Below are 21,970 nucleotides of genomic sequence, written 5' to 3' on the forward strand. Positions count from 1 at the left end.
CATGGCATTCAAAGCATCATCGTAGTGACGAAGTCGGATCCACAAGTGGTGAACGCAACAGAGTGCGGAAAAGCCGGTCCGGTATAGACGGCTGTGGGGCACCCCGGGGGTGCCCCACAGTTCTTCTACAGGGAGATCTCCTTGCGGAGGAGCGGCAGTGCCTCATGCAGGGCCGCCCGCCAGTCCCGCAGCGGCTCCAGACCGGCCTCGGCCCACCGGTCGTGGCCGAGGGCGCTGTACGCGGGGCGGGGGGCCGGCCGGACGAACGCCTCACTGGTGGTGGGGCGCACCCGTTCCGGGTCGGCGCCGAGGAGGCGGAACACCTCCCGGGCCAGCTCGCACCAGGTGGCCGCGCCGGAGTTGGTGCCGTGGAAGACACCGTGCGCGCGGTCGTCCGGCCCGAGACGGGGGCCGAGGTCGGCGATCCGGGCGGCCAGGTCCGCGCTCCAGGTGGGCTGTCCACGCTGGTCGTCCACGACGTCGAGGGTGTCCCGGCGGGACTCCAGCTCGATCATCGTGCGCACGAAACTCTTGCCGTGGGTGCCGTACAGCCAGGCCGTGCGGACCACCGCGCTCGTGCCCGGGAGCTCCGCCAGGACGGCCCGCTCGCCGGCGAGCTTGGTGCGTCCGTAGGCGGTGCGCGGGTCCGTGGGATGGTCCTCGGCGTACGGGGTGGTGCGGGCGTGGCCGTCGAAGACGTAGTCCGTGGAGACATGGACGAGGCGGGCACCGTGCCGGGCGGCGGCGCGGGCCAGCAGGCGCGGGCCCTCGCCGTTGATCAGCAGGGCCCGCTCCTCGTCGGTCTCGGCGTCGTCGACGGCCGTGTACGCGGCGCAGTTCACCACCAGGTCGGGCCGGTGCCCGGCGAGTGCCGACTCCACCGAGTCGGCGCTGGTGATGTCGAGTCCGGCGCGGCCGAGGGCCACGACCTCCGCACCCCGGCGGGTGAGTTCCTCGACCATGTCGTGGCCGAGCATCCCGCCCGCTCCGGCGACGAGCCACTTCATCAGTGCTTCTCCTGCTCCTTGCGGGATTCGAGGGCGGCGCGCTCCTTCAGCGGCTCCCACCAGTCCCGGTTGTCGCGGTACCAGGCGACGGTGGCGGCGAGTCCTGAGGTGAAGTCGTGCTTGGGGGTGTAGCCCAGCTCGTCGTGGATCTTGCTCCAGTCGACGGAGTAGCGCTGGTCGTGGCCCTTGCGGTCGGCGACGTGGTCGACGCGGTCCCAGCCGGCCCCGCAGGCTTCCAGAAGCAGACCGGTGAGTTCCTTGTTGCTGAGCTCGGTGCCGCCGCCGATGTTGTAGACCTCGCCGGCCCGGCCGCCGGTGCGGACCAGCTCGATGCCCTGGCAGTGGTCCTCGACGTGGAGCCAGTCGCGGACGTTGCTGCCGTCGCCGTAGAGCGGAACGTTCCTGCCGTCGAGGAGGTTGCTCACGAAGAGCGGGATGACCTTCTCGGGGAACTGGTGCGGCCCGTAGTTGTTGGAGCAGCGGGTGACGCGGACGTCCAGGCCGTGGGTGCGGTGGAAGGCCAGCGCGAGCAGGTCCGAGGAGGCCTTGGACGCGGAGTACGGCGAGTTCGGCTGGAGCGGGTGGGTCTCGGGCCAGGAGCCGGTCTCGATGGAGCCGTAGACCTCGTCGGTGGAGACGTGCACGAACGGGCCGACGCCGTGCCGCAGGGCCGCGTCGAGCAGGGTCTGGGTGCCCAGCACATTGGTGCGGACGAACGCGCCGGCCCCGTCGATGGAGCGGTCCACGTGCGACTCGGCGGCGAAGTGCACCACCTGGTCGGCCTCGGCCATGAGCTTGTCCACCAGCTCGGCGTCGCATATGTCGCCCTGCACGAAGGTCAGGCGGGGATGCGACTCGGGCAGGTTGGTGAGGGTGCCCGCGTAGGTGAGCTTGTCCAGCACGGTGATGTGCGGCGCGTCAGGAGCGCTGTCGGCGAGGAGGCCGCGGACGTACGTGGAGCCGATGAAGCCGGCGGCGCCGGTGACGAGGAGGTTCATGAACGGATCTGCACCTTGCTGTGGTCTCCGAGAACGAGGCGGTGGGCACTGGGGGTGCCGGGTGCCGGGGTCACCTCGACATGCCGGCCGATCAGCGAGGACTCGATCCTGCCCACCCCGTCGATGGAGGAGTCCCGCAGCACTATGGAGAACTCCAGCTCACTCTCGGTGATCCGGCAGTTCTCGGCGACGGACGTGAAGGGGCCCACGTAGGAGTCGCCGACGACGGTCCCGGCGCCGATCACGGCGGGGCCGACGATTCGCGAGTTGGTGACGCGGGCGCCCGCCTCGACGACCACCCGGCCGACGATCTGGCTGGCCTCGTCGACCTCGCCGTCGATGCGCGGCTCCATGCCCTCAAGGACGGTCCGGTTGACCTCCAGCATGTCGACGACGTTGCCGGTGTCCTTCCAGTAGCCCTTGATCACCGTGGAGTGCACGTCGGCACGCTGGTCGATGAGGTGCTGGATGGCGTGGGTGATCTCCAGCTCGCCGCGCCAGGACGGCTTGATGGCGCGCACGGCGTCGTGGATGGCGGCCGTGAAGAGGTAGACGCCGACCAGGGCGAGATCGCTCTTGGGCTCCTGCGGCTTCTCCTCCAGGCCGATCACCTGGCCGTCGGCGTCGAGTTCGGCGACGCCGAAGGCCCGCGGGTTGGGCACATGGGTGAGGAGGATCTGGGCGTCGGGACGGGTCTCGCGGAACTCGTCGACCAGTCCGCTGATGCCGCCGACGATGAAGTTGTCGCCGAGGTACATGACGAAGTCGTCGTCGCCGAGGAACTCCCGCGCGATCAGCACCGCGTGGGCCAGGCCCAGCGGGCGCTCCTGGGGGATGTAGGTGACGTCCAGGCCGAACTTCGACCCGTCGCCGACCGCTTCCTCGATCTCGGCGGCGGTGTCGCCGACGATCATCCCGACCTCGGTGACGCCCGCGGCGGCAAGGGATTCGAGCCCGTAGAACAGCACGGGTTTGTTCGCCACCGGCACGAGCTGTTTCGCCGATGTGTGGGTGATCGGCCGCAGCCGTGTGCCGGCACCGCCGGAGAGCACCAAAGCCTTCATTCACTACACCTTAGAGGTGAACATCTGATTGAGACGTTCTTCTGTTTCCCTGATTGGTTACGACAGTATGGCCTTGGCACGGACGTCACGTGGCCACGAGGTGCCCTGAACTGGCATCTCGCCCTTTTTGTCGGTAATTTCGGCGCACGCGCCGTCGCGGCTCAGGAGTCCTCCGGCAGGGCCGCCGCGCGTTCCACCTCCGCCTCCACCTCGGAGCGCGGCCGGCCCTCGTCGCGGGCGTACTCGCTCACCGCGGTCAGTTCGTCACGGGCCAGGTCGCGCCAGGCGCGCAGGGCGGTCTCATAGGTCTCGGACTGGACGCCGCCGGGCTGCTGCAGGGCCGGGGGTCCGTAGGTGTCCCGCAGTTCCAGGACCTTTTCGTGGGCCGCGTCGGCCGCGCGGTGCTTCGCCACGAGTTCTTCGAAGGTGTGAGCCACGTCAAGACCCTAAGAAGGGTCGAGCCGCGCCGCCTCCCGAGACGGCCGGACATGCACCCGTGTGGCGCTCATCCGGCGTCGAGGACGAGGTCCGCCCACACCTGTTTGCCGCCGCTGACCGGCACGGTCCCCCAGGTGGCCGATATGGCCTCCACGAGGAGGATGCCGCGCCCGCCCGTGGCCTCCCAGCCGATGTTCGCGGGTTTCACCGGGCTGCGCGGCGAGGCGTCGGCGACGGCGATCCGCAGCCGGTGGTCGACCAGGGTCAGATCGAGCCGGACCGGGCCGTCGGTGTGGATCAGGGCGTTGGTGACGAGTTCGGAGACGACCAGCAGGACCGCGTCCATGGCGTCGTCGGTGACACCCCAGGAGCGAAGGGTGCGGCGGCTGAAGCGGCGGGCGTGCCGGGCCGCCTCCGGGACCCGCCACACGGTCCAGCTCTCCCGCAGCGGCAGCACGGCCATGCCGTCGTAGCGCATCAGCAGCAGGGCGACGTCGTCGACGCGGCGGGCGTTGCCGAGCAGGGCGTCGGCGACCAGGCCCAGGTGAGTGGGGTCGGAGACGCCGAGGTCGCGGGCGAAGCGCCGCATGCCGTCGTCGATGTCGGCCCCGGGGGACTCGACCAGGCCGTCGGTGGTGAGCGCGAGCAGGGTGCCGGGGCGCAGGCTGAGCTGGGTCATGGGGAAATCGGCCTGGGCGACCACGCCGAGCGGGGGGCCGCCGTCGGTCCGGACGACCTCGGTGGCACCGTCCGGGTGACGCAGGACCGGCGGCAGATGCCCGGCGCGCACACACCAGGCGGTGCCGGCCTCCATGTCGACGTCGACGTAGCAGCACGTGGCGAAGAGGTCGCTCTCCATGTCCATGAGGAGCCGGTTGGCGTGCGAGACGACCACGTCGGGGGTGTGGCCCTCGGCGGCGTAGGCGCGCAGCGCGGTACGCATCTGGCCCATCAGGGCGGCGGCGGCCGCGCTGTGGCCCTGGACGTCGCCGATGACAAGGGCGACGTGGTTGTCGGTCAGCAGGATGACGTCGTACCAGTCGCCGCCGACCTCCAGGCCCTCGGTGGTGGGCAGGTAGCGGGCGACGGCGGCCCCGCCGGGCAGCCGGGGCAGCCGGCGGGGCAGCAGAGATCGCTGGAGCATGCCGACGAGTTCGTGCTCGGCGTCGAAGGCGTGGGCGCGCACCAGGGCCTCGCCGGCGAGGCCGGCGGAGGCGGTGAGCAGGGCGCGTTCGTCGTGGCCGAAGTCGTGCGGGCTGTCCCAGCCGATCAGGCAGACGCCCGCCATCCGGCCGCCGGCGGGCAGCGGGAGGACGGCGAGTCCGCCGGGGCCGACCTCGGCGAGGGCGGGCTCCAGGGCGGTACGGGCGGGCCAGATCCGGGGGCGGCCCTCGCGCAGGGCGGCCGCGAGGGTGGGCATGGCGCGCACCGGCGCGTCGGGCCATTCGGTGCGCCATTCACTGCGCCACAGTTCGGGCCAGGACTCGGCGTCGGGCGGGTCCAGGACGGTGACGACGAGACGGTCGTTGTCCAGTTCGGCCAGGGCTATGCGGTCGGCCTTCAGCGGTCCGCGCAGGGCGGTGACCACGGCCTGACTGACATCCTTGACCGTGCCGGCAGTGGCCAGCGCGGCGGCGAGCCGCTGCACGCGGGCCACATCGGTGACGTCGGAGCGGAGCGTGGAGGCGTCGGCGACGGTGCCGGCCAGCCTGGCGGGGTGCCCCTCGCCGGCCGGCACCATGCGGCCGCGCAGCCGCAGCCACCTGGGCGAGCCGGAGGGCTCCAGGATCCGGAACTCCAGCTCGCGGTCCCCGATGGACATGTGGTCGGCCTCGACGACGGACATCAGGGCGGGCACGTCCTCGGGCACGGTACGGCCCAGCAGTGTCTCGACCTTGCCGTCGAAATCGTCCCGGCTCATGTCGAAGAGGCCGAGGATGCCGTCGCCGACCTCGATCCGGCCGGTGTCCATGGCGAGGCTGAACGCGTCGGCGGGCAGTTCGCCGTTGTCGGCGACCGTGGGGAGCGGGGCGGGCAGGGCGATCGCGTCGGCGATCAGTTCCAGGCAGGCGCGGTCCTCGGGGCCGAACCCGCCCTCCCGTTCGCTGACGACTGCCAGAAGTCCGGCGCGGCCGGGCACCGGCAGGACCGCCAGCGAGAACTCAGGGGACGGGGTCCGCCGGGCGTCCGGGAAGTCGGCCAGTTCCCCGGGTCCCAGCCAGCGGGACCGCCCGGTGCCGTGGACCTCGGCGGCCGGGGAGTGCCCCACGGCCGGGTAGGCGTCGCGGAGCCCGAAGAACGTACGGGGCAGCCCGGCCGAGTCGGCCAGGCGCAGCACGGTTCCGTCGTCGCCGGGCGTGTAGACCCCGGCGAACGCCGCACCGGCGAACACCAGCGCCTGTTCGAGGACGCGGCGAAGCCGGTCGGGTGCGCCGGGATCGCCCGTGAGCGTTTCGAGGGCGATTTCGACGCGCTCCGTTCTGGTTCCGCGTACCGCAGCGCCCTCACTGACCACGCCGCCATTACAGCGCTTATGGGGCGTCCGCGCAGCCCCTGTGGCCGTTCTGCCGTAGCCGGGGCCGCCGTGCTCGAAAGGAACCGAACATGTCTTGACCCGTGCGTTCCGCACGGTGACCTCGTGACAGACATGACTGTCCGCGACCGTGTGGCGCCTGCGAGTGTCGGGGCCGGGCCACAGAAGGGGAGGCGGATGGACAGGCGGTACGAGGTGTACGCGCTCGCCGACGAGCACTTCTACGACACGCCCGACCGGCTCGGGACGGGCGGGTCGCAGACGGAGCCGCTGTTCGCGACGGCACGTCGTGCGGTGCCGAAGGGCTGGCACGCGGCGCGGTCCGGCGACTGGCTGACCATGACGCCGCTCGGTGCCGACGGTGCGCCGCTGCCGTCGCCGGCCCAGGGCTGGAAGATCCACTCCTCGGCGACCCGGGCGAACGCGGAGCGGATCGCCGCGATCGTGTGGGACTACTGCGTGCCGCGCCGCATCCCGTTCAAGTTCGTTCCGGGACCGCATCTGCTGCATCTGCGCAACGCCAAGTACGCGGGTCGCGACACCAGCGGCAAGTTCGTGACGGTCTACCCGGCCGACGAGGAACGGCTGCAGGAGGTGCTGTGCGAGCTGGGTGCGCTCCTGGGGGGTTTCGAGGGGCCGTACATCCTGACCGACCTGCGCTGGAACGAGGGGCCGCTGTACGTCCGCTACGGCGCCTTCGCGCGCACCTATGTCGTCGACGAGCGCGGTTCGCTGGTGACGGCGGTGCGGGACGGCGCGGGGAAGCTGGTGCCGGACCGGCGGGCGCCCTCCTTCCAGGTGCCGGAGTGGGTGACGCTGCCGGAGTTCCTGCGGCCACAGCTGGCGGCGCGGGACGCCACGACGGTCGGCGAGCTGCCGTACCGGATCGAGAAGGCGCTGCACTTCTCCAACGGCGGCGGGGTGTACGCCGGGACCGACACGCGGGACGGGCGGCGGGTGGTGCTCAAGGAGGGGCGGCCGCACGCGGGACTCGCGGCCGACGGCGCCGACGCCGTCGCTCGACTGGGCCGGGAGAAGGCCGCCCTCGAGGCGGCGGCCGGCACCGGGGTGGTGCCCGAGGTGCGGGACTGGTTCACGCTGGGCGACCACCGGTTCCTGGTGATGGACTTCCTGGAGGGACGCCCGCTCAACGCCTTCTTCGCCGAACGGCATCCGCTGCTCACCGCGGACCCGGACCCGGCGGCCGTACGCGCCTACACGGAGTGGGCGCTGCGCATCCACGGGAAGGTGGCGGAGGCCGTGGAGGCGGTGCACGCACGCGGGATCGTCTTCAACGACCTGCATGTCTTCAACATCATGGTCGGACCCGACGAGGAGTCGGTGTTCCTCATCGACTTCGAGGCGGCCGCGCCCGTCGAGGAGAACGGCCGTCAGATCGTCGCCCACCCCGGCTTCTTCGCCCCGCCGGACCGCAGGGGCGTCGAGGTCGACCGCTATGCGCTGGCCTGTCTGCGGCTCGCCCTGTTCCTGCCGGTCACCACCCTGTTCGTCGTCGACCGCGGCAAGGCGGCCCATCTCGCGGACGTGATCGCCGGGCAGTTCCCGGACGTGCCGCGGGCCTTCCTGGACGACGCGGTCGCAGAGATCACCCGGGGCACGCCGGCCGCGCGTCCCGTCGTACCGGCGGACTGGCCGCACAGCCGCGACTCGATGGTCAAGGCGATCCTCGCCGCCGCGACACCCGAGCGCGACGACCGGCTCTTCCCCGGTGACATCGCCCAGTTCGGCGACGGCGGCGGGCTCGGCCTCGCGCACGGCGCGGCCGGCGTGCTGTACGCCCTGGACCGGGCCGGCGCAGAACGCTACGACGAGGGCGAGCGCTGGCTGCTCGACCACACCGCACCGCCGCCGCCCGGCACCCCGCTCGGCCTGTACGACGGTCTCGCGGGCGTCGCCCATGTCCTGGACGGGCTCGGCCACCGGCAACGCGCCCTGGAGCTCATGGCAGGCGTCCTCCGGGAGAACTGGCGCAACCTCTCCTCCGACCTGCACGGCGGCCTGGCCGGTCTGGGTCTGGTCCTTGACGCCCTCGCCGACTCGGCCGGCGAGCCGGAACTGCGCGAGCGGGCCGCGGAGGCCGCCGAGATCCTCGTACGACGGCTCGCCGAACCGCTCCCGGACACGCCCGGGCGGCGCGCCGGGCTGCTGCGGGGCGCGACCGGGCCCGCGCTGTTCCTGCTGCGGCGGTACGAACGGACCGGCGAGCCACGTCTGCTGGCCGCGGCCGGCGAGGCGCTGCGCCGGGACCTGGACCGCTGTGTGGTGCAGAAGGGCGGCGGTCTGGAGGTCGACGAGGGCTGGCGCACGCTCCCCTACCTGGGCGACGGCAGCGCCGGGATCGGGCTGGTCCTCGACGACTGGCTCGCCCACGGCACCGACCCGACCGGGGTCTTCGAACGGGCCCGCGCGGCCGTCCTGACGGCCGCCACCTCACGCTTCTACGCCCAGCCGGGCCTCTTCCAGGGCCGCGCCGGGATGATCCTGCACCTCGCCCGCACCGGCGCCGACCCGGAGCGGCTCGCCGCCCAGATCGACGGACTCGGCTGGTTCGCGATGGCCTACCAGGGCCAACTCGCCTTCCCCGGGCACCAGATGATGCGGCTCTCCATGGACCTCGCCACCGGAACCGCCGGGTGTCTGCTCGCGCTGACGGCCGCCCTCGACGGCGACCGCGCGGCCCACCTGCCGTTCCTCCCGCCGCCACCGGCGGCCCCCGCACGCGGCTCCGCACGCTGACGGAGCCGTGACACAACCCCGTCCCCAACAACACCGGGGGGACCGCTCGGTCCCCGGAAAGGACACACTATGGCCCTTCTCGACCTGCAGACCCTGGAGTCCGAAGAGCGTCACGACGGCGGCGGCGCCAGCACGGTGAGCCTCCTGTCGTGCGTGTCGGCGGCGAGCGTTCTGCTCTGTCTCTGACCGCATCGCGAATCCGGCTCCGGGCGGCCCTCTCCTGCGGGAGGGGGTCCGTCCGGGGCCTTCGCCCGAAGCCGTCACCCGAGGCGAGGCCCGCGGCCGATGACAGCACCTCCCGAACCTCCCCGAGACCTTTCGCGCACCGCGCTGCGCCACGCCGGGGCGCGCTGTGCCGTCCTGTGCCTGGTGAGTACGGCCGCCACGGCGGCGGGGCTGCTGCTGCCCGCCGTGCTGGGCCGCGCCCTGGACCTGCTGCTGGCGGGCGCCCCGGCGGCCGGCTGGGTGGCCCGGGCCGCCGCCCTGGTACTGCTGCTCGCCCTGCTGGACGCCTGCGCGAGCGTACTCGCCGGGACCGTCGACGCCCGGGCCACGGCCGGGCTGCGCAGCCGGCTGACCGCGCATGTGCTGGCGCTGGGACCGCGCGCGACGACCCGGTTCGGCGCCGGGGACCTGGTCGCCCGGCTGGTCGGGAACGCCACGCAGGCCGGCACCGGGCCCGCAGCCCTCGCCGCGCTGCTGGCCGCGTTCGCCGGTCCGGTCGGGGGCGTGGTCGCGCTCGGCGTCGTCGACCCCTGGCTGGCGGCCGTGTTCCTGGCCGGGGCACCCGTACTCGCCCTGCTGCTGCGGGCCTTCACCCGGGACACCTCGGCGTGCGTGGCCGAGTACCAGCGGGAGCAGGGCCGGATCGCCGGCGCGCTGGCGGAGGCGGTCGACGGGCGGCGGACGATCGCGGCGGCCGGCCTCCAGGACCGGGAGACGGCCCGTGTCCTGCGCCCGCTGCCCGGACTCGCTCGCGCCGGGCACCGTATGTGGCGGGTGCAGGGCCGGGCGGCAGCCCAGGCGGTCACCGTGGGCCCCCTGCTCCAGCTCGCCGTCGTGGCGGTCGCGGGCTTCCTGCTCTCCCGGCACCGGATCTCGGTCGGCGAGGTCCTCGCCGCCTCCCGCTACGCGGTCCTCGCGACCGGTGTCGGCGTACTGGTCGGACAGCTCGCCGCCCTCACCCGGGCCCGCGCGTCCGCCCGGCGCCTCGGCGAGGTGACCGCGTACCCGGCGCCCACTCACGGCACCCGCCCGCTCCCACCGGGCCCCGGCCACCTGGAACTGCGCCAGGTCACGGCCCACCGGGGCGGCCGCGCCGTCCTCGACAGCCTCGATCTGACCGTCCCCGGCGGCACCGCCCTCGCGGTCGTCGGCCGCTCGGGCACGGGCAAGTCCCTGCTGGCCGCCCTCGCGGGCCGCCTCACCGATCCGGACGCCGGGGAGGTCCTGCTCGACGGCGTTCCGCTGCCCGCCCTCCCCCACGGCGAGCTGCGCCGGGCCGTCACCTACGCCTTCGCCCGCCCGGCCCTCCTCGGTACGACCGTCGAGGACACCATCGCCTTCGGCCGCACCGTCCCCTCCCCCGCCGAACTCCGCTCCGCCGCCCGCCGGGCACAGGCCGACGCCTACATCCGCCGTCTGCCCGCCGGCTACGCGACCCGCCTCACCGACTCCCCGCGCTCCGGCGGCGAGGCCCAGCGCCTGGGCCTCGCCCGCGCCTTCGCACACCCCGGCCGGCTGCTGATCCTCGACGACGCCCTCTCCAGCCTGGACACGGTCACCGAACACCGCATCACCGAGTCCCTGCTGGCCCCGGGCCCCGGACCGACCCGTCTGATCGTCGCCCACCGCGCGGCGACGGCGGCCCGCGCGGACACCGTGGCCTGGCTGGACGAAGGCAGGGTGCGGGCGGTGGGAACGCACGCGGAGCTGTGGCGGGATCCGGAGTACCGAGCGGTGTTCGGAGCGCGGGTGGCCGAGGGGGCTGCGCGGTGATCGGAGGGCTGCTCCAGGTGCGCCGGCCGGTGCTGGCGCGCCTCGCGTTCTGGTCGGTGCTGGAGGCCGGGCAGACCTTCCTCCTCGGGTACGCCCTGGCCCGCGCGCTGGACGCCGGGTTCCTGGCCGGGGACGCCCGGACCGGTCTGCTGTGGCTCGCGGCGGCCGCGCTCGGTGTGGGCGTCGGGGCGTTCGGGACGCGCCGGGTGTACGGGGTGGTCGCCGACCTGGTGGAGCCGGTGCGGGACCGGCTGGTGACGGGGGTGGTGGCGCGCGGGGTGCGGGAGGCGGACCGGCGGGCGCTGTCAGGGCTGACCCAGCAGGTGGAGATCGCCCGGGACACCCTCGCCGGGCTGGTGATGGTGTCCCGCTCGTTCGTGTTCACGGTCGCCGGCGCCCTCGCCGGGCTGTGCACCCTCGCGCCACCGCTGCTGCTGGTCGTCGTGCCCCCGCTCCTCGCCGGACTGGGCCTGTTCGCGGCGACCCTGCGCCCGCTGGCCCGCCGGCAGGAGGCCTTCCTCGTCGCCGACGAGGCCCTCGCGGCAGAACTGGGTGAGATGTGCCCGGGACTGCGGGACGTCACGGCGGCGGGCGCCGAAGAGTACATGGCCGAGCGCGTCGGGAAGCACGTCGACGGCGAGTTCCGGGCCGCCCGGGCCCTGGCCCGCTGGAGCGTGGTACGGGTGGCGGCCCTGGCGGTCGGCGGCCAGCTGCCCCTGGTGCTGCTGCTGGCCACCGCGCCCTGGCTGCTCGCCCACGGCGTGACCGCGGGTGCCCTGATCGGCGCGCTCGCCTACGTCACCCAGTCCCTGCTGCCCGCCCTGCAGAACCTCGTACACGGCCTGGGCACCAGCGGGGCCCGCCTCACGGTCGTACTACGCAGGCTCCGCCCGCCTTCGCACTCCGACGCGCCCACCGAGGCCCCCAGTGCTTGGAACGCCGACACGCCCACCAAGGCCGCCGACGCCCCGGACAGCGACGCATCCACCGAGGCCCTCGGCCCCCGAAACTCCGACGCATCCACCGAAGCCCTCAGCGCCCGAAACTCCGACGCATCCACCGAAGCCGATGCTCCAGACACCGACGCATCCACCGAGACTCTCGACACCCGAAAACTCGACGCGCCCGCCAAGACCCCCGACGCCCCAGACCCCGACACAGCCACCGAGGCCCTCGGCGCCCGAAACTCCGACGCGTCCACCGAGACTCTCGACACCCGAAACTCCGGCGCGTCCACCGAAGCCGCCGACGCCCCGGACCCCGCCAGAGCCGCCGAGACCGTCGACACACCGCACTCCGGCACACCCACCAGGAACGGCGACACCCCAGACCCCGCGGCACCCACCAAGACCGCCACCACTCCGCACGCCGGCGCCTCCACCGCGACCCCCGCCGCCCCGGCCCTCGCCCTCGCCGGGGTCACCTTCGCCTACGGCCCGGCGAGTGCCCCTGTCCTCGACGGGCTCGATCTGTGCGTTCCGCACGGCGGTCACCTCGCCGTCGTGGGGCCCAGCGGGATCGGCAAGTCGACGCTCACCGCGGTGGCCGCCGGTCTGCTGACACCGGCTCACGGCGAGATCCGGGTGTACGGGCACCCCGTGGCGGGGGCGCGGGCGGCCGCGCTGCGGGTACTGATCCCGCAGGAGGCGTACGTCCACACGGGCACCCTCGCCGAGAACCTCGTCCTGCTCCGCCCGGACCCCGTCCCGGAGCCGGAGCTGCTGGCCGCCGCCGAGGCGGTCGGGCTCACCCCGCTCCTGGAGCGGTGGGGCGGCCCGGACGCCCCGGTGCACCCGGCGGAGCTGTCGGCCGGCGAGCGGCAGCTGATCGCGCTCACCCGCGCCTACCTCTCCCCCGCGCCGCTCGCCCTTCTCGACGAGGCCACCTGCCATCTCGACCCGGAGGCCGAGGCCCGCGCGGAGCGCGCCTTCGCCGTACGGCCCGGCGGCACCCTGGTGGTCGTCGCGCACCGGATCGCCTCCGCCCGCCGTGCCCAGCGGATCCTGGTGATGGACGGCCCCCGCACGGCGTACGGCACCCACGAGGATCTGCTGCGCACCTGCGCCCTCTTCCAGGACCTGGTGGCGCCGGCCCGGATGCCGCAGGCCCGCTGAGAAGGGCTCACAGCCAGCCTTCGCCCTGGGAGATCCGGATCGCGTCGATGCGGTTGCGGGCGCCGGTCTTGCGGGTGATCGCGGCCATGTAGTTGCGGACCGTCCCGTTGGACAGGTGCAGGCTCCCGGCTATCTCCGCGATGGACGCCCCGCCGGCCGCCAGCTCCAGTACGCTCAACTCGCGTCTGGTGAGCGGGATCTCGGCGGCCTTGAAGAATCCGAAGCCCAGCGAGTCGTCGACGAAACGTTCCCCCTCGGCGGCGCGGCGGATCGCCCGTACCAGCCGTTCCGGCGCGCCCTCCTTGTCGACGTAGCCGAGCGCCCCCGCTTCGGCGGCACGTTTCAGCAACCCGGGTCTGTTCGCACCGGCAAGCACGACCAGCCGCGGCGGGACCGTGCCCGGCTCCACCGGGCGCAGGTCGGCCAGTGGTGGCACACCGTGGGTGCCGGAGCAGTCGAGGTCCGCCGCGCACACGTCCGGCCGTACCGCCCGGACCCGGCCCCGTGCGCTGTGCCACGGCGTGTCGTCCACCCGGAGCCCCGGTTCCCGGCGTAACCACTCCGCCAGGACCGACCTCACCAGACACGTGTCGTGCACCAGAAGTACCCGGATCACCGCCGCCCCCTCAGCCGTCCTTCGGCTCTTCGGTTCAAGGTGTTGAACGCGTGCCCCATTCTTGGCGTCCGCGACCGTTCGTGGGCGCGAAGATCCGGCCATCAGGGTGCGCGGGGGCGCACGCCCGGCGCCCGTCCGCCACCGCGCGCTTCGGCTGCGGGGGAATGTGCCTGGGCGAATGGGGTAGGCAGAGGCGGCCCGGCGTGGGGCTCGTGCCGCTCTCGCCGTGCGCCGACCGCCGCCACGAGGGAGTCTTGACCGGGAGGACGCGAGGCGCGGCCGGACGAGGAGGTGGTCGGGCGTGTCCGACAGGATGGGGGCCCCTCCCGCGTCGGCGCAGCCGGGCCTGGAGGCGACGGCGGCCGACGCGACCCGGTCCGGCCGGCCACCGCTGCTGTCGCTCGCGCTGGCCTCGGTGATGGAGGAGGTCCAGGCGCACTCCGGCGCGGTCTATCTCCTCGCCGCCGACGAGCCGGTCCTGGAGATGGCGGTGACGGCCGGGCTGCCCCGGGCCTTCGCGGCGCCCTGGGAGCGGGTCGGGCTGAGCGCGCCGATCCCGGTGGCGGAGGCGGTGCGCGAGCGGCGCCTAGTGTGGGTGGGCGGTGAGGAGGACATGGCCCGCCGGTATCCGCGGATCGCCGTGGTGCTGCCCTATCCGTTCGCTCTCGCCGCGGTGCCCGTGGCGACGGCGGACGCCGTGTACGGGGCGTTGTACGTGACCTGGCCCGGTTCGCATCCGACGGTGCTGTCCGACCGGGAGCGGGCGGGGCTGACCGCGGCGGGCGACCGGCTGGCGAAGCGGCTGGCGCGGGCCGGCCGGGAGCACCGTCCGCTGCGGGCCGAGCCGGATCTGCTGGCGGCGCCGGCGTCCGGGGTGGCGGGCACGCTGGGCACGGTGGAGGCGGCCCGGATGGTGGGGCGGCTGCCGTACGGGCTGGCCTCGCTCGACCTGCACGGGCGGGTCGCCTTCGCCAACGGGGCGGCGGCCGAGCTGCTCGGCGTCAAGGTCGCCGATCTGCTCGGCACCCAGCCGTGGGTGTCGGTGCCCTGGCTGAACGACCCGATGTACGAGGACCGTTACCGGGCGGCGCTGATCAGCCAGCACGTGACGTCGTTCGTGGCGCTGAAGCCGCCGGGCGACTGGCTGTCGTTCCGGATGTATCCGAGCACGAGCGGGCTGACCACCCGGATCAGCCGGGCGCGGGCGGTCGCCGAGATGGTGGGCGCGCTGCCGCGGGCCGACGCGGCGCCCGGCTCCCGGCTGGTCACCATCTCGCAGGTGCTGAGCCTGTCCGGGGCGCTGACGGAGGCCGTCGGCGTGCAGGACGTGGTGCAGCTGGTGGCCGACGAGGTGGCCCCGGCCGTCGGCAGCCAGGCACTGGTGGTCCTCGGGTCACGGGGCGGACGTCTGCACGTCCTCGGGCAACGCGGGTACGAGGATCCACGGACCGTGGAGCGCTTCGACGGCCTGCCCCTGGCCGAACGGACGCCGGGCACCCATGTCCTGAACACCGGCGTGCCCGCGTTCTTCGAGTCGAAGCAGCAGCTGGAGCGGCTGTATCCGAGCCGGAACGAGACCCCGGACGGGTTCGCCGCCTGGGCGTATCTGCCGCTGATCGCGTCGGGCCGGCCGGTGGGCACCTGTGTGCTCGCCTACGCCGAGCCGCATGCCTTCCCCGCCGACGAGCGCGCCGTGCTGACCAGTCTCGGCGGCCTCATCGCGCAGGCGCTGGAGCGGGCCCTGCTCTACGACGCGAAGAACCAGCTGGCGCACGGTCTCCAGGCGGCCCTGCTGCCGCACTCTCTGACCCCGCCGTCCGGCATCGAGGCGGCCGCGCGCTATCTGCCGGCCATGCACGGCATGGAGATCGGCGGCGACTTCTACGACCTGGTGCCGACCAGGCCGCTGGCGGCGGCGGTGATCGGGGACGTACAGGGGCACAACGTGACGGCGGCCGGGCTGATGGGCCAGATCCGCACCGGAGTACGGGCCTTCACGACCGTAGGGCAGGCGCCGGAGGAGGTGATGAGCAGCACCAACCGGCTCCTCATCGACTTCGGGGCGGACCTGTTCGCCAGCTGTCTGTATCTGCGGCTGGATCCGGAGCGGGGGCGGGCGGTGATGGCCCGGGCCGGGCATCCGCCGCCGTTGCTGAGACGTCCGGACGGGCGGGTGCGGGTGCTCGACCTGGCCGGCGGCCCGCTGCTGGGCATCGACGCGGAGGCGACGTACCCGACCACCGAGGTGTCGCTGGCGCCGGGCTCGGTGCTCGCCCTCTACACCGACGGGCTGGTCGAGTCGCCCGGTGTGGACATCGAGGACGCGCTGGTCGATCTGGGCGAACTGCTCGCGGAGAACGGTGACCAGCCGCTGGACAAGCTCGCCGACACGCTCGTGCGGCACAGTGCGGCGGCGCAGGAGCGTGTCGACGACGTGGCGGTGCTCTTGCTCAGAGCGCAGTCCGAGGGCTGACGGACGCGGGGCGCGATGCGGTCCGGCCCTCCCGCCGGAGGGCCGGACCGTCCACCGTCGGCCGGAACCGCTGGAGCCGGGCGGTGGGTCAGTGGGACGACGAGGTGTCGTCCGCGCCGGTCCCGGTCTGGTCTCCCGTGCCGGTCTGGTCACCGGTTCCGGTCTGGTCTCCCGTGCCGGTCTGGTCACCGGTTCCGGTCTGGTCACTGGCCGTAGCGGACGGGTCGGCAGCCGTTGCGGACGGGTCGGCGGTGCCGCCGATCTGGTCGCCGCCGGCCTGGTCACCGGCACCGCTCCCGTCGCCGGCCGTCGCGGACGGGTCGGCCGTGGCCCCGGCGCCACCTGCGCCCGCGCCCGCGTCGCCGCCGAGGGTCGCGCCGGTCGCCTGGAGGGCGGTGGTCACCGGCTGGAAGAAGGTCTCGCCGCCGGAGGTGCAGTCGCCGCTGCCGCCGGAGGTCATGCCGACCGCCCCGCCGTCCTGGGTGAACAGCGAGCCGCCGCTGTCGCCGGCCTCGGCGCAGACGTTGGTCTGGATGAGACCGGTGACGGTGTCGACGCCGTTGGGGTCGGTCTCGCTCTGGAAGTTGACGGTGGCGTCGAGGCCGGTGACCTGGCCGTCGTGCAGACCGGTGGTGGAGCCCATCCGGAACACGGTCTCGCCGACGGTGGCGTCGACGGCCTGGTTGATGGCGACGGTCTGGCCGTTGCCGACGTTGACCTCGCTCGGCGCCTGGGTGGTGGCGTCGTTGTACTTGACGAGCGAGAAGTCACCGTCGCCGGGGAACTGCGCCTGGTCCACGGTGGCGATCGGCTGGCCGGTCTCGGAGTCGGACCAGTCCTTGGCCGCGACGCCGCAGTGACCGGCCGTCAGAAAGGCGGGGCTGCCGTCCGAGGCGGTCACGTTGAAGCCGAGGGAGCAGCGGACGGTGCCGTCGGCGACCTGGGAGAAGATCGCGTCGCCGCCGGAGACGAGGGGCTTGAAGGTGCCCGACGACTTCTTGAGGGTCGCCATGTTCGAGCCGAGGCTCTGCACCGTCGACTCCAGCGTGTCCCACTTGGTGCCGGTGACGGTGCTGTCGGCGGTGACCACGACCTTGTTGGTCTTCGGGTCGACGGCCCAGGCGGTGCCCGGGATGGTCGCCTTGGTCTTCAGGGTGCCGGCGACCGCCGCCAGTTCGGAGTTGCTGTTCTCCACCTGCCGGACGACCGCGCCGGCCTTCTCCGCCTGGACGACCGTGTTGTTGTCGCCGCTGACGACGTTGACGACGAGTTGCTGCTTGCCGCTGTCGTAGTAGGAACCGGCGAAGGCCTGGCCGAGCAGGCCCTGGAGCTGCGCGGCGAGATCCGAGGCGTCGGTCGCCGACTTGAGTGTCCTGGGAGCGGTGGCAGTGGCGCCGGAGGCGTTGTCCTGGGACGCGTTGGCGTTCGGCAGCAGAAGGGCCGCAGCGCCGAGCGCGGCGACACCGCCCACCGCTATCGCGGCCTTGCGCTTCGGAATTCGCTTGTGACTCAAACTTCTCGACCTCCAAGGGACGGAGTGCCTGCCGTGATCGGGCAGTCGTTCGTGAGCGGCGCCTGGATGGCCATAGGTACGGGCGGGTCACGTGGTGCGTTCAATTCCGGTTCTTAACTTCCTCTGACCGAAGGCGAATCGGCCACGCCTCGCGGGTCGGGCGGCGGTTGCGCGTGCCGTGGCGCGAGCCCGGGAACAATTCCCCATATGACGATGACCACCGCCGAAGCCGACAAGATCCTCTCCGTCAACTTCGCCCCCTGGGTGCTCGATCTCGGGCTGTCCGTCGAGGCGGTGGGCGAGGACCGGGCTGTGCTGCGTCTGCCCTGGTCGGACCGGCTGTCCCGGGAGGGCGGCGGGCTGTCGGGGCAGGCGTTGATGGCGGCGGCCGACACCGCGACGGTGATCGCGGTCTCTGCGGCCCGGGGTGGCTTCGTGCCGATGACGACGGTCCAGCAGTCGACGTCGTTCATGCGCGCGGTGAGCGGTTCGGATGTCCTGATCGAAGTGGTGCTGACCAAACTCGGCCGCCGGATGGCGTTCGCCGACATCACGATGAGCGACGAGCGGTCAGGTGCGCTCGCGGCCCGGGCGAGCACGGTCTACGCACTCCTGGGGTGAAAATCCGCACCCCCGAACCGACACGGTCAGCAATCACTCATCGACGGTCTGTCGCGATCACGTACCGGAATCCTTGCTTCAGGGAATCTGCACATCCACTACCCAAGCAAGTCACCGGAACCGGCGGATCTGCACAACCGCACGCCCCCTGGCGTGCCTTTGGCGCGGAGTGCCGGATTCGCCGCCGCAGGGGCAAGCCGTGTGGCTGCGGCGAAGTCGTGCGGTGTGTGAAGGAGTCGCCGACAAGACGTGCCCGGTCCTGCACGGATGAAGCCTGCTGAGGCTCAAGAGCCCAGGTGAGGCGCATGGTTGATTGGATGCGCGGACGGCGGGCGTGCTTTGATCCATCGCACCGCGGGGTCGTCAAGGGCTCCCGGAGACGGGCGTCCGGCGCCTGCGGTCGCGGCCATCCGTACTGTCCCCATAGGGCCGTTGGGGGGCCGCTCTCCCCCTTGTGAATATCCATATGAAGGGAAGTTCCATCATGAACTCCACCCCCCAGGTTGAGACCGTCGAGATCTCCGACGCCGAGCTCGACAACGTCTCCGGCGGCCTGTCCGTGAACGCTCTCGGCACCGTCACCGGCCTGGTGGACGGCGTTGCCCCGGTTTCCGGCCTGGTCAACACGGTTGTCGGCACCGTCGAGGGTGTCACCGGCCTGAACACCCAGCCGGTCACCAACCTGGTCGCCGGTCTCTGATCGCACCTCGTTGCCGCTGAGTCCCGGAGCCGTACCCCGGCCCCGGGGCTCTCGGGTGTTTTGAGACACCCCCAGTTCACCAGCGTCTCTCCCACAGGTGAGGGAAGTTCCGTGCAGTTCCGCCAACAGGCCCTCGCCAAGCTCCAGTCGCCGGAGGAGCTCGATCTTCCGGTGCGTTTCGCCCGTCCGCAGGGCTGGCTCGCGCTGTCGGTCTCGGTCGTCGTGATGGCGGCGGCCTCGGTGTGGGCGGTGACCGGTTCGGTCGCCTCCACGGTGAGCGCCCAGGCCATCCTCACCCACGGGCAGGGCAGCTACATCCTGCAGAGCCCGGTCGCCGGACAGGTCACGGCCGTCCTCGCACAGCAGGGCGAACGGCTGCCGGCGAACTCCCCCGTCCTGAAGGTGCACACCGGCCAGGGTGACTCGGTGGTGCGCACGGTCGCCGCGGGCCGGATCAGCGCGCTCGCCGCCACCATCGGGCAGATCATCCAGACCGGCGCCGACGTCGCCGCAGTGGAGAAGATCGCCCACGCCTCGGACCCGCTCTACGCCACGGTCTACGTCCCCGCCGAGAACGCCTCCGCAATCCCCGCGAACGCCCCGGTCGACCTCACCGTGTCGTCGGTGTCGACACAGGAGTACGGCGTGCTGCGCGGCCATGTGAAGTCGGTGGACCGCGCCGCCCAGTCGGCCCAGTCGATCTCCGCGTTCCTCGGGGACAACCAGCTCGGCGAGCAGTTCACCAGGAAGGGCCGCCCGGTGGCGGTCCTCGTACGGCTGGACCCGTCGAGGAAGACGAAGAGCGGATACAAGTGGTCCTCGGCGGACGGACCCCCCTTCGCGCTCGACTCCATGACCCTGGCCTCGGGTGCGATCCGGCTGGCCGACCAGCACCCCGTCGATTGGCTGCTCCCGTGACCACCGCCCAGGAGACCCGCGGCCGCCGGCGCGCCGCCCCGCCCAAGCGACCGGTGCCCAAGGGCCGCGGCCACACGGTCCGCACCCCCACCGTGCTCCAGATGGAGGCCGTCGAGTGCGGCGCCGCCTCCCTCTCCATGGTCCTCGGCCACTACGGCCGGCATGTCCCGCTGGAGGAGCTGCGGATCGCCTGCGGTGTCTCCCGCGACGGCTCGCGCGCCAGCAATCTGCTGAAGGCTGCCCGCAGTTACGGCCTCACGGCCAAGGGCATGCAGATGGACCTGGCCGCTCTCGCCGACGTGCAGGCCCCGGCGATCCTGTTCTGGGAGTTCAACCACTACGTCGTCTACGACGGCATGGGCCGCCGCTTCGGCCGCCGCGGTGTCTTCGTCAACGACCCCGCCAAGGGCCGCCGGTTCGTGCCCATGGAGGAGTTCGACGGCAGCTTCACCGGCGTCGTGCTGGTCCTGGAGCCGGGCGACGGCTTCGAGAGGGGCGGCCGCAAGCCCGGTGTCCTCGGCGCGATGCCGGCCCGGCTGCGCGGCACCGCGGGCACCATGCCGGCGGCGGTGCTGGCCAGTCTGCTGCTGGTGGTCGTGGGCGCGGCGGTGCCCGCGCTCAGCCGGCAGTACATCGACATGTTCCTCATCGGCGGCCAGACCTCGCTGCTCGGCGTCCTGTTCGCGGCGATGGGCACCTGTGTGCTGCTCACCGTCGCCCTGACCTGGCTGCAACAGGCGAACCTGCTGCACGGCCGGATCGTGTCCTCCACCCTGTCCAGCGCCCGCTTCCTGCGCCATCTGCTGCGGCTGCCGGTGACCTTCTTCTCCCAGCGCAGCCCGGCCGACCTGGTCCAGCGCCTGCAGTCCAACGACCAGGTCGCCGAGACCCTGGCCCGCGACCTCGCGGCGGCCGGCGTGGACGCGGTGGTCGTGGTGCTGTACGCGGTGCTCCTCTACACCTACGACGTGCAGCTCACCTTCCTCGGCATCGGCGTGGCCCTGCTGAACATCGTGGCGATGCGGTTCGTCGTACGACTGCGCGCGACCCGGACCGCCAAGCTGCGCGCGGACACCGCCCGGCTCACCAACACCTCCTACACCGGCCTCCAGCTGATCGAGACGATGAAGGCGACCGGCGGCGAGGACGGCTACTTCCGCAAGTGGGCCGGGCAGCACGCCAGCACCCTGGAGGAACAGCAGCGACTTGGTGTGCCGAGCGCCTGGCTCGGGGTGGTCGCCCCGACGCTCGCCACCCTCAACAGCGCGCTGATCCTGTGGATCGGCGGGATGCGGGCGGTCGAGGGCGGTATCTCGGTCGGGCTCCTGGTCGCCTTCCAGTCCCTGGTCACCCGCTTCACCGCCCCGCTCACCCGGCTCAACGGCGTCGCGGGCCGGATCCAGGACTTCGCGGCCGACGTGGCCCGCCTCAAGGACGTGGAGAACTTCCAGGCGGACCCGATCTACGCCCGCCCCGGCTCCGGCGAGTCGACCCGGCGGCTGCACGGCCATGTGGAGCTGGAGAACATCACCTTCGGCTACAGCCCGCTCGACAAGCCCCTGCTCACCGGCTTCGACCTGACCGTCGGCCCGGGCCGGCAGGTGGCCCTGGTGGGCGGCTCGGGCAGCGGCAAGTCGACGGTCTCCCGGCTGATCTCGGGCCTTTACGCCCCCTGGGAGGGCGTGATCCGTATCGACGGACAGCGTCTGGAGGACATCCCGCGCGGCGCCCTCGCCGCCTCCGTCTCCTTCGTCGACCAGGACGTCTTCCTCTTCGAGGGCTCGGTACGCGACAACGTGGCGCTGTGGGACCCGTCGATCCCGGACGAGGCCGTGGTGGAGGCGCTGCGGGACGCCGCCCTGTACGACGTGGTGACGCGCAGGCCCGGCGGCATCCACAGCAAGGTCGAGCAGGACGGCCGCAACTTCTCCGGCGGCCAGCGGCAACGCCTGGAGATCGCAAGGGCGTTGGTGCGCAGGCCGAGCATCCTCGTACTCGACGAGGTGACCAGCGCGCTGGACGCCGAGACCGAGCTGACGGTCATGGACAACCTGCGCCGGCGCGGCTGCGCCTGTGTGGTGATCGCGCACCGGCTGAGCACGGTCCGTGACAGCGACGAGATCGTCGTACTCCAGCACGGCACGATCGTGGAGCGCGGACGGCATGACGCGCTGGTGGCACACGGCGGGGCGTACGCCGCGCTGGTCAGGGAGCGATGAG

Annotated in this window: 16 protein-coding genes; 9 read left to right on the forward strand and 7 right to left on the reverse strand. The window is 72.7% G+C overall.

The genetic code is table 11. From position 1 onward, the window contains the following. Positions 1-125 precede the first annotated feature (125 nt). The 5 genes from rfbD to ABTY98_RS03190 all read right to left on the reverse strand — a co-directional run bounded on the left by rfbD (position 126) and on the right by ABTY98_RS03190 (position 6,022). Positions 126-1,007 carry a dTDP-4-dehydrorhamnose reductase gene (rfbD, locus tag ABTY98_RS03170; protein WP_352219120.1) on the reverse strand — a complete coding sequence of 294 codons (882 nt, stop codon included), beginning with the start codon at positions 1,005-1,007 and terminating at the stop codon, positions 126-128. Next, the gene (rfbB, locus tag ABTY98_RS03175) at positions 1,007-2,005 is read right to left on the reverse strand and encodes a dTDP-glucose 4,6-dehydratase (RefSeq protein ID WP_352219121.1); all 999 of its coding nucleotides are present in this window, start codon (positions 2,003-2,005) and stop codon (positions 1,007-1,009) included. The genes rfbD and rfbB overlap by 1 nt, the downstream gene beginning before the upstream one ends. After that, positions 2,002-3,069: a glucose-1-phosphate thymidylyltransferase gene (locus ABTY98_RS03180; RefSeq protein ID WP_352219122.1), complete on the reverse strand. Its 1,068-nt coding sequence runs from the start codon at positions 3,067-3,069 to the stop codon at positions 2,002-2,004. The genes rfbB and ABTY98_RS03180 overlap by 4 nt, the downstream gene beginning before the upstream one ends. Before the next feature lie 161 nt (positions 3,070-3,230). Beyond that, positions 3,231-3,506 (reverse strand): hypothetical protein, encoded by a 276-nt coding sequence (locus tag ABTY98_RS03185; protein ID WP_352219123.1) that lies wholly within the window; start codon positions 3,504-3,506, stop codon positions 3,231-3,233. 68 nt (positions 3,507-3,574) lie between these two features. Then, a complete protein-coding gene (locus ABTY98_RS03190) occupies positions 3,575-6,022 on the reverse strand; it encodes a SpoIIE family protein phosphatase (RefSeq protein WP_352219124.1) in 2,448 nt (815 codons plus the stop codon). A 195-nt stretch (positions 6,023-6,217) separates the two neighbouring features. Here ABTY98_RS03190 and lanKC point away from each other — a divergent pair, with 195 nt between their 5' ends. From lanKC to ABTY98_RS03210, 4 genes are all read left to right on the forward strand, one after another. Next, complete coding sequence (gene lanKC, locus ABTY98_RS03195) at positions 6,218-8,797, forward strand: class III lanthionine synthetase LanKC (RefSeq protein WP_352219125.1); 2,580 nt, start codon at positions 6,218-6,220, stop codon at positions 8,795-8,797. A 69-nt stretch (positions 8,798-8,866) separates the two neighbouring features. Further along, entirely contained in the window at positions 8,867-8,983 is a 117-nt protein-coding gene (locus ABTY98_RS03200) for a SapB/AmfS family lanthipeptide (RefSeq protein WP_351696969.1), read from the forward strand. A gap of 99 nt (positions 8,984-9,082) precedes the next feature. Further along, positions 9,083-10,795 carry an ABC transporter ATP-binding protein gene (locus ABTY98_RS03205; protein ID WP_352219126.1) on the forward strand — a complete coding sequence of 571 codons (1,713 nt, stop codon included), beginning with the start codon at positions 9,083-9,085 and terminating at the stop codon, positions 10,793-10,795. Next, positions 10,792-12,909 carry an ATP-binding cassette domain-containing protein gene (locus ABTY98_RS03210; RefSeq protein WP_352219127.1) on the forward strand — a complete coding sequence of 706 codons (2,118 nt, stop codon included), beginning with the start codon at positions 10,792-10,794 and terminating at the stop codon, positions 12,907-12,909. Before ABTY98_RS03205 ends, ABTY98_RS03210 begins: the two co-directional genes overlap by 4 nt. A 7-nt stretch (positions 12,910-12,916) precedes the next feature. On the opposite strand, the gene ABTY98_RS03215 is transcribed toward ABTY98_RS03210, so the two are convergent. Beyond that, on the reverse strand, positions 12,917-13,525 hold the full coding sequence (locus ABTY98_RS03215) for a response regulator transcription factor (protein ID WP_352219128.1): 609 nt from the start codon (positions 13,523-13,525) through the stop codon (positions 12,917-12,919). Positions 13,526-13,838: 313 nt separating this feature from the next. On the opposite strand from ABTY98_RS03215, the gene ABTY98_RS03220 reads away from it, so the two are divergent. After that, positions 13,839-15,998: a SpoIIE family protein phosphatase gene (locus tag ABTY98_RS03220; RefSeq protein ID WP_352219221.1), complete on the forward strand. Its 2,160-nt coding sequence runs from the start codon at positions 13,839-13,841 to the stop codon at positions 15,996-15,998. Between the two features lie 88 nt (positions 15,999-16,086). On the opposite strand, the gene ABTY98_RS03225 is transcribed toward ABTY98_RS03220, so the two are convergent. Then, positions 16,087-17,511 carry a S1 family peptidase gene (locus ABTY98_RS03225; RefSeq protein ID WP_352219129.1) on the reverse strand — a complete coding sequence of 475 codons (1,425 nt, stop codon included), beginning with the start codon at positions 17,509-17,511 and terminating at the stop codon, positions 16,087-16,089. A 207-nt stretch (positions 17,512-17,718) separates the two neighbouring features. On the opposite strand from ABTY98_RS03225, the gene ABTY98_RS03230 reads away from it, so the two are divergent. The 4 genes from ABTY98_RS03230 (at position 17,719) to ABTY98_RS03245 (ending at position 21,969) form a co-directional block, all read left to right on the forward strand. Continuing rightward, positions 17,719-18,132, forward strand: coding sequence for a PaaI family thioesterase (locus tag ABTY98_RS03230; RefSeq protein ID WP_352219130.1), 414 nt, complete (start codon positions 17,719-17,721; stop codon positions 18,130-18,132). Positions 18,133-18,616: 484 nt separating this feature from the next. Beyond that, complete coding sequence (locus ABTY98_RS03235; RefSeq protein ID WP_132894275.1) at positions 18,617-18,832, forward strand: type A2 lantipeptide; 216 nt, start codon at positions 18,617-18,619, stop codon at positions 18,830-18,832. Between the two features lie 111 nt (positions 18,833-18,943). Next, entirely contained in the window at positions 18,944-19,750 is an 807-nt protein-coding gene (locus ABTY98_RS03240) for an HlyD family efflux transporter periplasmic adaptor subunit (RefSeq protein WP_352219131.1), read from the forward strand. Beyond that, the gene (locus tag ABTY98_RS03245) at positions 19,747-21,969 is read left to right on the forward strand and encodes an NHLP family bacteriocin export ABC transporter peptidase/permease/ATPase subunit (RefSeq protein ID WP_352219132.1); all 2,223 of its coding nucleotides are present in this window, start codon (positions 19,747-19,749) and stop codon (positions 21,967-21,969) included. The genes ABTY98_RS03240 and ABTY98_RS03245 overlap by 4 nt, the downstream gene beginning before the upstream one ends. The last annotated feature ends 1 nt before the right edge of the window (position 21,970 follow it).

It is taken from the genome of Streptomyces sp. NPDC096040 (assembly GCF_040303265.1).
In the GTDB taxonomy this organism is placed as follows: domain Bacteria; phylum Actinomycetota; class Actinomycetes; order Streptomycetales; family Streptomycetaceae; genus Streptomyces.

What these genes read in the sequence shown, in the direction of transcription:
- ABTY98_RS03220 (WP_352219221.1), top strand. Translation starts at nt 13,839, where the DNA reads ATGGGGGCCCCTCCCGCGTCGGCGCAGCCGGGCCTGGAGGCGACGGCG.
- ABTY98_RS03230 (WP_352219130.1), top strand. Translation starts at nt 17,719, where the DNA reads ATGACGATGACCACCGCCGAAGCCGACAAGATCCTCTCCGTCAACTTC.
- rfbD (WP_352219120.1), bottom strand. Translation starts at nt 1,007, where the DNA reads ATGAAGTGGCTCGTCGCCGGAGCGGGCGGGATGCTCGGCCACGACATG.
- ABTY98_RS03200 (WP_351696969.1), top strand. Translation starts at nt 8,867, where the DNA reads ATGGCCCTTCTCGACCTGCAGACCCTGGAGTCCGAAGAGCGTCACGAC.
- lanKC (WP_352219125.1), top strand. Translation starts at nt 6,218, where the DNA reads ATGGACAGGCGGTACGAGGTGTACGCGCTCGCCGACGAGCACTTCTAC.
- rfbB (WP_352219121.1), bottom strand. Translation starts at nt 2,005, where the DNA reads ATGAACCTCCTCGTCACCGGCGCCGCCGGCTTCATCGGCTCCACGTAC.
- ABTY98_RS03235 (WP_132894275.1), top strand. Translation starts at nt 18,617, where the DNA reads ATGAACTCCACCCCCCAGGTTGAGACCGTCGAGATCTCCGACGCCGAG.
- ABTY98_RS03205 (WP_352219126.1), top strand. Translation starts at nt 9,083, where the DNA reads ATGACAGCACCTCCCGAACCTCCCCGAGACCTTTCGCGCACCGCGCTG.
- ABTY98_RS03180 (WP_352219122.1), bottom strand. Translation starts at nt 3,069, where the DNA reads ATGAAGGCTTTGGTGCTCTCCGGCGGTGCCGGCACACGGCTGCGGCCG.